Raw genomic sequence first — 8,582 nt, forward strand, 5'->3', positions numbered from 1 at the left:
CGTCGATGGATGGACCCAGCGGCTTGTGCAGCCGATCGCCGTAGGTAGTTTCCATCACAACGTTTTCGGCATGCGGTGGCGTTGCGGTGCCGCGCAGCAACGGCCGGCCGGCGTTCCCAAGGTCGCCGGAAAACAACACACTGGTCGAGCGGCCCGATTCTGACAGTTGCAGAAAAATACTGGCTGAGCCGAGAATATGGCCCGCATCGAGGAAAGTCGCACTCACACCCGGGGTAACTTCGAAAGCCTCGGAATAGGTCGCGGTCCGTCCGAAGTTGTCGAGGCAGTTCAGCGCGTCGAGGGTTGAATACAGCGGCGCGTTCGCAACGTTTTTCGGATTGTAATGCCCATTTCTTCGCGCCCGATGTCGCGCCTCATCCTCCAGCAGGTAAGCCGCGTCCAGCATGACCAGCCGCGTCAACTCGCGCGTGGCCGACGTCGTGACGACCTCCCCGCGAAATCCGCGCTTGGTCAATAGAGGCAGACGTCCACAATGATCGAGATGGGCGTGCGTCAGCAGTACGTAATCGATGCTGGCGGCGTCAAAGCCGAAAGGTTCGGCGTTCTCCTCGTCCAGCTCGCGGCTACCTTGATACATTCCGCAGTCGATCAGGATCCGGTTCCCGGCGCATTCAACCAGGTGGCAGGAGCCGGTGACGTTCCGATCCGCTCCATGGAAAGATATTTTCAGGTCCCCCTCCCGTGATCCTCTAACCCAACCTGAAGTCCGATGACGCCGATTACGGCGCCGCGTGCAGCGGCGAGCCGCTCGCGTCGTGCCAGCGTTGGATACCGGTCCAGATTTCCTCGGCCGTCTCGGCAAACCAGAACAAATCCCTGTCCTCAGAATCGATGACGCCCTCATCGACCAGGAAATCGATGTCGACGGCGCGACGCCAATACGCTTCGCCGACGAGTACGACCGGTATCGGCTTGATTTTTCGCGTCTGTATGAGAGTTAAAACTTCGAACAGCTCGTCCAGTGTGCCGTAACCACCAGGGAAAGCGACGAGTGCCTTGGCCCGCAGCAAGAAGTGGAGTTTGCGCATAGCGAAGTAGTGAAAGCTGAAGCAGAGCTCGGGCGTGACATAGGGGTTTGGATATTGCTCATGCGGCAGGCTGATATTCAGCCCAACGGACTTGGCTCCGACGTCGAATGCTCCGCGGTTTGCCGCTTCCATCGTCCCGGGCCCTCCGCCGGTCACGATGGCGGTGCGGGTTTTACGGGCGCTTTCATTTGCCGTCGCCACGAGACGTCCAAATTCGCGGGCGATCTCGTAATAACTGCTTTTGGCCATAACCCGCTCGGCAACCGCCAGGCGGCACCGAAGTTCGCTGTTATTTTTGTCGACCTCAAGTAGTGCGCGCAATTCCTCCACCTTGCGGAATGCGGTGGCGGGTTCGCAAATCCGCGTGCTGCCGAAAACCACGATGGCTTGCTCGATTTCATGCTCGCGGAGCAGCAATTCTGTCTTGAGGTAGTCGATCTGCAGGCGGACGCCACGCAGATCATCCTCGGCAAGAAATGCGGTATCGGTGTCGGCCGGACGGTAGCTCGGGCCTTTTAGGATCGCTTGCACCCGACGCAAGGCCTCCGGGTCTTCCTCGACCGCCTTCGGCAGTTGCCACGGAAGCGCTTCGCGACGTCGAAAAGGATGAGCGGGCGCCGGGATTTCTACAGCCGTTTTCATCGGAAACTCGAATCTGTGCCAAAGGCTGCTGCCACTGGCTTGACGCCGGCTGCTGCCGGCCTCCGATGCACTTAGCGCGCTTGCCCCACCTCTGAGGAGCTGCCTTATTCTAGGCGTTGAGTCGGTTGAGCGCGGAACGGTTGCGAAGCTGGATACGCCGGGACGTTTCCAGCGCAATCGTGCCGGTCTGCACGAGCTGGGTGATGGTCCGTGACACCGTCTCGATCGTCAATCCGAGATAGTCGGCAATATCCTGGCGCGACATCGGCAGCTCGACCGCAGCACCGGCCAAATTGCGACCCGCCATCTCCAGCAGGAAGCCGGCCACGCGCTCCTCGGCGCTCTTGATCAGGGCCAGCGAATGCTCCTGGACGCGCTGAAGCTCACGAGCCGTCAACATCCAAAGCTGCCGGCCCAGGTTCTTTTCGTGCTCGGCGCGCGCCATCACGGCGCTGCGCTTGGCAACCAGGACTTGGGCGTCGCAGATTGCCTCAGCTGAAGACAAATGAACGTCGCCGGCCTCTACTCCGAAGATATCGCCGGGCAGATAGAAGGCGCTGATCTGGCGGCGGCCGTCATCCAGCATGCGGTAGGTTCGCACCGAGCCGGAAATCACCTGGTAGAGATACTCGGCCGACTCACCCTCGCCATAAATCTCGTTGTTGCGGGCAAATCGCATCGGAGCGCCCATCAGGCCGAGCGGGCTCTCCGTTGAGGGCGCCTGGACGGCTGGGCGAGCGTAGATCGAGGGGTTGGCGGTTGCGACGGCTGCGAGCATGGCAAAACTCCGGTTTCCGATCGTTTGATGTCGAGAGTTTGCCGGTTTCCGATAGCTTCGAAAATTCAGATCGTTCCCCTAAGTAGAAGACCGGAGATCTCCGTAAGACTACGGAAGTAAGCGGGCTTCAGCACTGCTCATTCAGAGGGGATATGGCCGGCTCAGGCGCTTTGCACGGGTCGTAGCGTGCCAGCCGCGACCAGCAAAAATGTCAAAATTTGAGCAGCGTACATCGCTTAGCTCACTACCGCATATCAAGCGCATGAAAAACGCGCGCCTTCACCTCATCGAGCGCGAACGCGAAGACAAAGGCGGCTGCAAACAAGGCCAGGATGACCGATAGCGATAATGGCGCCATCAGGACGCCTGAAAATGCAAGCGTCGGAACGATCAGCAGATCCGCGAGCGAACAGACCAGCACGATATTGCTCGGCCTGGATGACCAGATGCGGCGGCGCTCGCGAACGGAATAGTAGATCGCCTGGCCGCTGACCAAGAGATTGACCAGCGTCATGGTCCGAAGCGTCTCCAGATCAAGCTCGAGATATTCCTTCCCGACCAGCAAAACGCCGGCGCAAAAGGCCAGATCGAATATGCCCAGGAGAACGCCGGCGATCGTCAGGCGACCGATTTTCCAGGTATTGGGCTTCTCGGACGGACGGACATTATCTGTCGTCGACGACATCGCCAGAAAATCGCCGGTGATCATCGAGATCACTACCAGCATGGGCGTCAGGATCGCGTGATCGGTAATGAGGAGACCGAATGCGAGATAGGAAACCTGGCGGACCTTATGCAGGATTGAGCGCAGCGTGTACGTCAGGATCCGCTGAAACGCGATGCGGCCCTCGGTAACAGCTCCGACGATGCCGTTCAGCCCCGGCTCCGTGAGAACAAGGCCGGCTGCGGATTTTGCCACATCAGTCGCGGTCGAAACCGCGATGCCAAGCTGAGCTTGCCGCAGCGCCGGTGCGTCATTCGCGCCGTCGCCGCACATGCCTACAGTGTAGCCCGCCCTTTGAAAGACTTTCACCAGCGCAAACTTGTCCTCCGGAAGAACGCCGGCAAAAACGGCAAAATCCTCCGGATGAATAGTCTCGGCGATCGCACTGACGGGCGCGATCGCGCCTTCCAATCCTATCGCACGCGCGACGGCCCCCGCTGTTGCCGGTGCATCGCCAGTGACCATCACCACCCGAACGCCCATCGAGTTGAGCTTCGAGAGACAGCCTTCGGCTTCGGGACGCGGTGGATCACTCAGCGCGAGCAGTCCGATCAATCGAAGCTCGCGGCCAATTCCAAGCGCCACGCCGAGCACCCGAAAACCCTCTGCTTCAAGCACGGTTGCCTTTGCGGATGCGTCAGACGAAGCCTGCGCCATTGCCTGAACGTGGGCAAAGGCGCCTTTGACGACGCGGACCTTTGCTCCCTTTTGGTCAATGACGGTGGCCTCCGCCATCTTTACCTTCGGATCAAAGGGAACGAAGAGCTCCCGTCTGGGCATCAATGGGACCACGGCGGCGACTGTCAGCTCGCTTTTTGTCAACGTGACCGTCTCGTCGACGCACAAGACGTTCATGCTCGCTGCTTCGTCGACAGCAGAAAGCCGGGTGGGCAGAACGCCGCGCTTTGCCAGTGCCTGCGCGCCGATCGCAGTCGCCAACGTGAACGTGGCCGGGAGAGCTACCGGGATCGACGCAAGGATGGCAATCAGAGCCAGCGGGATGATCTCGGCGAGAGGCAACTGAATGTACCAGGCATAAGCGACCAGAAGTGCCGCAAGAGTGCCATTGATGCCGGCGAGATACAGAACAACGCGCAGCACCGCCTTCTGCTGCGTGCTTGTGACATGCGCTGTCCGCACAAGTTCCGCGGTGCGACCGAACTTGGTATTAGGCCCGGTCGCAATCACCTCGGCCATGGCTTCACCCCGGCGGATCAGTGCACCTGCGAAAGTCTCGCAGCCCGCCTCAGCCTCAATCGGCATGGACTCTCCGGTCAGCATCGAGTGATCGAGCTGCACCGCGCCTTCTTCGATCCGTGCATCGGCGGGGACGACGCTGCCCAGCGTCAGCTTGATAATATCGCCCGGAACGAGACCGGCGGCCGAGATGATCGACCATGTGCCGTCACGCAGCACCGACGCGTTAAGCGCGAGCCGCGACTTGAGCGCGGCGAGTGTCGCTTTTGCCCGCCCCTCCTGAAAAAACCCAAGGCCGCATTGAAAACGAGCAGCAGGCCGATGACGGACGCCTCGATATATTCGTGGAGAAACAGTTGCAGGACGATTGCCGCTTCGAGCAGGCAGGGGACGGGTGCGACGAGCTCTCCGACGAGCACGCGCCAGACCGGAATTTCGGTGTCCGCGGTTGTATTCGGCCCGCATCGCTCCAAGCGCCGCGCGGCTTCCTCACTGGATAGACCATGTTCACAGCGCTCTTCTTGAACAGAAGAGGATGCCTCTATTGTTTCCGACATCGGTCGCATCTCGCAACTGCTCATTTTGCGCGAAGCTCGCCTCTTAGCAACCGGGCACGACTGCGCATCGAGGGTCGGGCACCGCCGAGTCAAGCGGAGACGTATTCCCGGAGTAGTCTCAGATCCAGACAACATCGACAGACATGCGTGGTTGATACACATCAAAGCGGCATGGTTTTCAGACCTTAAGTTAATCAGCGAGAAAAGCAGGAGCCCAGCATGCGCGCTCACCAAATCATGACCCGAAAGGTCGTGTCTGTAATGCCTGAACAGTCTGTGTTTCAAGCCGCAAACCTTATGTTGAGAAACCACGTTAGCGGGCTTCCCGTGGTCGACGAGAAGGGCGCAATCGTAGGCATCGTGTCGGAAGGAGACTTCCTGCGCAGGAGCGAGATCGGCACCCCGCGCAACCGCGACCGCCTGCTTGGTTTCATTTTCGGCCGCGGCGGCGCAGCCGACGACTATGTTCGTGAACATGGCCGCAAGGTTTCCGAAATCATGACACCGTCGCCGATAACCGTCAGCGAAGACGCCTCACTGTCGGAGATCGTCACTGTGATGGAGCGCAACCACATCAAGCGCGTTCCCGTCGTGCGCGATGGCAAGCTCGTCGGAATTGTTTCGCGATCCAATCTGCTCCAGGCTGTCGCCAGTCTTGCCCGGGATATTCCTGATCCGACAGCCGACGACGACCATATCCGTCGACGCATCATCGACGAGATCGAAAAGCACGACTGGTCTCCAATCGGCCTAAGCGTCATCGTGCGCGACGGGATCGTGCACCTGAGCGGCGTAATCGCAAATGAACGCTATCGACAGGCTGTTATCGTTGCCGCGGAAAACGTCCAGGGGGTCGTCAAGGTCCACGACCATCTGTTCTGGATGGACTTGGTGACCGGCAACCATCTGACCTCTCTCGAGGATGAGGAATGGGCTCGAACGGGTTAATGCAGGTCCGCGATCTGGCATTCAGTTGGAGAAAGGTGCATGACAAACGAAAAGACGGCTACCGCCAAGGACGGAACGAGCAGCGGGGCGAGCCCCTCGCCCGGCCGCAAGACCACAAAATCATTCATGTCCGACGAGCGCGAACGGCGCCTTCTGGATGCGCTTGAAGATGACGAGGTCAGGGAGGTTCTACGGGGCTTCCACCGGTTGGCGGGGCACCCGTCCGCCAAGAAGACGTTGATGAAGTGATCAACCTTGAAGAAGGCCGCCAACTCGGGTGGCCTCTCAACTCTTAGAGACTTTTCGGATTAATGCGCCGCTGAGTTGGACTGCTTGGCACATCTTTGGCCTCTTCCTCAGTCAGATTTTCAGCTGCGGTTGGAGACGCAATCATGCCGAGACTAAGCTTGGCGTGATCGCAACTACTGGATCGGGTCCGGTTAGTGGGCATGCCTTGAGTGGAGAGACAGTATGAACCTCGATAAAGCGATCCATGGCCGGCGCGCGGTCCGCGAATATACGCCGGACAGCGTCAACGAACAGACGATCCACGGATTGATTGATGCGGCCATCCAGGCTCCGAGCGCCGTCAATCAACAGCCTTGGCGATTCTCGGTGATCCGAAACCAGAGCCTGCTCGATCGGATTTCGCATGAAGCAAAGATCTACATGCTCGCGACGACGGCGCCGGACCAGCTTTCCGAGCAGCTCTTGTCGCATTTGCGCAACCCCGAGTTCCAGATTTTCTACCACGCGCCGGTGCTGGTTGTGATCTCGGCAGCCAGCGCTGGCCTGTGGGCTGTCGAGGATTGCGCGCTTGCGGCCCAGAATTTGATGCTCACTGCGTTTGCCGCCAAGCTCGGGAGCTGCTGGATCGGCTTCGCCCAGAAATTCCTCGGCACCAAGGTCGGAAAGTCCCTCATCGAATGTCCTTCGGAGTGGGTCCCGATTGCCCCGATCATCGTGGGGCATCCGGCATCTCCCGCAGTTCCTGTTCCGCGCAAGGAGCCGCACATCAAGTGGATCGACTAATCATTGGAGTGCGGTGTTGATGAAGCTGCCTTGCGAGCAAGTGACGGCTACACTTCGGCCGACATCGTAGAAAAGCACCAAAAGCTAGAGGCAAGCAGCATGGGAAATGTTCAGAATGACGTCTTGACCGAACGGCATTTGGCGGCGTTTGGCGCCATCCTGCAATGCTTTGCGAGCTACGAGTTGACGATAGAGCGCGCTATTGCGGGCCTGTTGCACACGGACGCCTCAAACATCGCCATCCTCATGAGACAACTCGACTTCACAGCCAAGCGCCTGGCGTTTCTTGATCTCTTGCCGGAACGATCTATTCCTGGCGACCGCTGGGAACGAATATTTGCACACCTCTCCGTTCCCAGCTCTCATGTCGGTCTGCGTAACCACATCGCGCATTCGACCTGGAAGGCCTCGCCTGAACCGAAATCGATTCAGCCGGACTGGATCCTTCGATGGGTGCTTGGCATCGTTACCTGCCTTACCAAGATCGGCTGATCTCGCTGGAAAACTGAATGAGGCCTCGTGCGCAAGCCGCATCGATCTAAGCTTCCTCAGCAACTTCTCGGCGCGTGCAGTCAGTTTCAAGCCCGGGTTCCCATGTTGTAGTCTATGGCCACAAGAGCCTTGAGACAAACTCGGCGCAACCTTGGCCGAACGCTTGGTTGATGCTGATCAAGGACGAACTGTCATCTTCTTCTATCTTGAAATGGTTTTTCCAAAGGATGCCTCGATGCGTGCGCAAGAGATCATGTCACGGAACGTGATGACCGTTGGCGCCGACGCCCCGGTGACCTCGGCTATCAGGATAATGCTGTCGCATCGCATCAGCGGCCTGCCGGTCGTCGACAACGAGGGAAGGCTGGTCGGGATCCTCTCCGAAACCGATTTTCTTCGACGTGTGGAAATCGGCACGGAGAAGCGGCGGGGGCGATGGCTCGCCCTGCTGGCCGGTACGGAGCAGGTCGCGCTCGATTTCGCACGGCAGCATGGCCGCAAGGTCAGCGAAATCATGACACCAAATCCGATCACTATTGGCGAGGATACATCGCTCGGGCAAATCGTTCGGTTAATGGAGTCTCGCAACGTAAAGCGCTTTCCAGTGATGCATGGCGAAGAGATCGTCGGCATCGTTACTCGCGCGGACTTTTTGGCCGCCATAGCAAATCGTTCACTGGTCGCCGGAAACTATTCGAATGACGACAATCAAATTAGGAGAGCCGTCATTGCGGCCCTATCGCAGGCCTCCTGGCGACCGTGCGCGCTGAAGGTAAGCTTTAACGAGGGAGTGGTCATCTTGAGGGGGACTGTCAAGAGTGACAATGCTCGCAAGGCCGCTATCGTCGCCGCGGAAAATGTTCGAGGCGTCAATCGGGTCGAAGATCGACTGTCGAAGGTCACGTACCCGCCGCCAGAGGAAGACTATGGGGGTGGCGATTTCGTCTCTTTGCAGGAAGAATCCTCGACGGCCGACGACGAGCCATTGTGAGGCTTAAGAAGCTAACTCAGGCGGTCCCGACGCGACAATTTACCGCCCGTCTGCGATAACTCTGAGGTGTGCTTCATCCCACAACGGCTTCTACGCAAATTAGGCGCGCGATGCTCACGTGCCGACAATGATAATCCGGCCCTTTGGCGATCCGCGTGGAGGGGGATCGCCC

General features: G+C 58.9%; 9 protein-coding genes and 1 pseudogene. 5 read left to right on the plus strand and 5 right to left on the minus strand.

Translation table 11 applies throughout. The annotated features are described in order from the left end of the window. From WB528_RS08450 to WB528_RS08470, 5 genes and pseudogenes are all read right to left on the minus strand, one after another. The coding region (locus WB528_RS08450) for an MBL fold metallo-hydrolase (RefSeq protein ID WP_423887967.1) at positions 1-598 on the minus strand (598 nt) is incomplete at its 3' end. A gap of 142 nt (positions 599-740) precedes the next feature. Continuing rightward, the gene (locus tag WB528_RS08455) at positions 741-1,691 is read right to left on the minus strand and encodes a TIGR00730 family Rossman fold protein (RefSeq protein WP_423887968.1); all 951 of its coding nucleotides are present in this window, start codon (positions 1,689-1,691) and stop codon (positions 741-743) included. A 109-nt stretch (positions 1,692-1,800) separates the two neighbouring features. Continuing rightward, positions 1,801-2,469 (minus strand): helix-turn-helix domain-containing protein, encoded by a 669-nt coding sequence (locus WB528_RS08460; RefSeq protein WP_423887969.1) that lies wholly within the window; start codon positions 2,467-2,469, stop codon positions 1,801-1,803. A 244-nt stretch (positions 2,470-2,713) separates the two neighbouring features. Then, positions 2,714-4,855 carry an HAD-IC family P-type ATPase gene (locus WB528_RS08465; RefSeq protein WP_423887970.1) on the minus strand — a complete coding sequence of 714 codons (2,142 nt, stop codon included), beginning with the start codon at positions 4,853-4,855 and terminating at the stop codon, positions 2,714-2,716. Then, positions 4,810-5,109 (minus strand): annotated as a pseudogene (locus WB528_RS08470) (cation-transporting P-type ATPase); the annotation flags it as partial. The pseudogene WB528_RS08470 and the gene WB528_RS08465, both read right to left, overlap by 46 nt. A gap of 57 nt (positions 5,110-5,166) precedes the next feature. Here WB528_RS08470 and WB528_RS08475 point away from each other — a divergent pair. From WB528_RS08475 to WB528_RS08495, 5 genes are all read left to right on the plus strand, one after another. Further along, the gene (locus WB528_RS08475) at positions 5,167-5,895 is read left to right on the plus strand and encodes a CBS domain-containing protein (RefSeq protein ID WP_423887971.1); all 729 of its coding nucleotides are present in this window, start codon (positions 5,167-5,169) and stop codon (positions 5,893-5,895) included. 39 nt (positions 5,896-5,934) lie between these two features. After that, positions 5,935-6,144: an integrase zinc binding domain-containing protein gene (locus WB528_RS08480; RefSeq protein WP_423887972.1), complete on the plus strand. Its 210-nt coding sequence runs from the start codon at positions 5,935-5,937 to the stop codon at positions 6,142-6,144. 222 nt (positions 6,145-6,366) lie between these two features. Continuing rightward, entirely contained in the window at positions 6,367-6,927 is a 561-nt protein-coding gene (locus WB528_RS08485; RefSeq protein WP_423887973.1) for a nitroreductase family protein, read from the plus strand. Positions 6,928-6,930: 3 nt separating this feature from the next. Then, positions 6,931-7,419 carry a hypothetical protein gene (locus WB528_RS08490; RefSeq protein WP_423887974.1) on the plus strand — a complete coding sequence of 163 codons (489 nt, stop codon included), beginning with the start codon at positions 6,931-6,933 and terminating at the stop codon, positions 7,417-7,419. A 151-nt stretch (positions 7,420-7,570) separates the two neighbouring features. Further along, positions 7,571-8,410, plus strand: coding sequence for a CBS domain-containing protein (locus WB528_RS08495; protein WP_423887975.1), 840 nt, complete (start codon positions 7,571-7,573; stop codon positions 8,408-8,410). The last annotated feature ends 172 nt before the right edge of the window (positions 8,411-8,582 follow it).

This window comes from Bradyrhizobium sp. (genome assembly GCF_049586575.1).
In the GTDB taxonomy this organism is placed as follows: Bacteria; Pseudomonadota; Alphaproteobacteria; order Rhizobiales; family Xanthobacteraceae; genus Bradyrhizobium.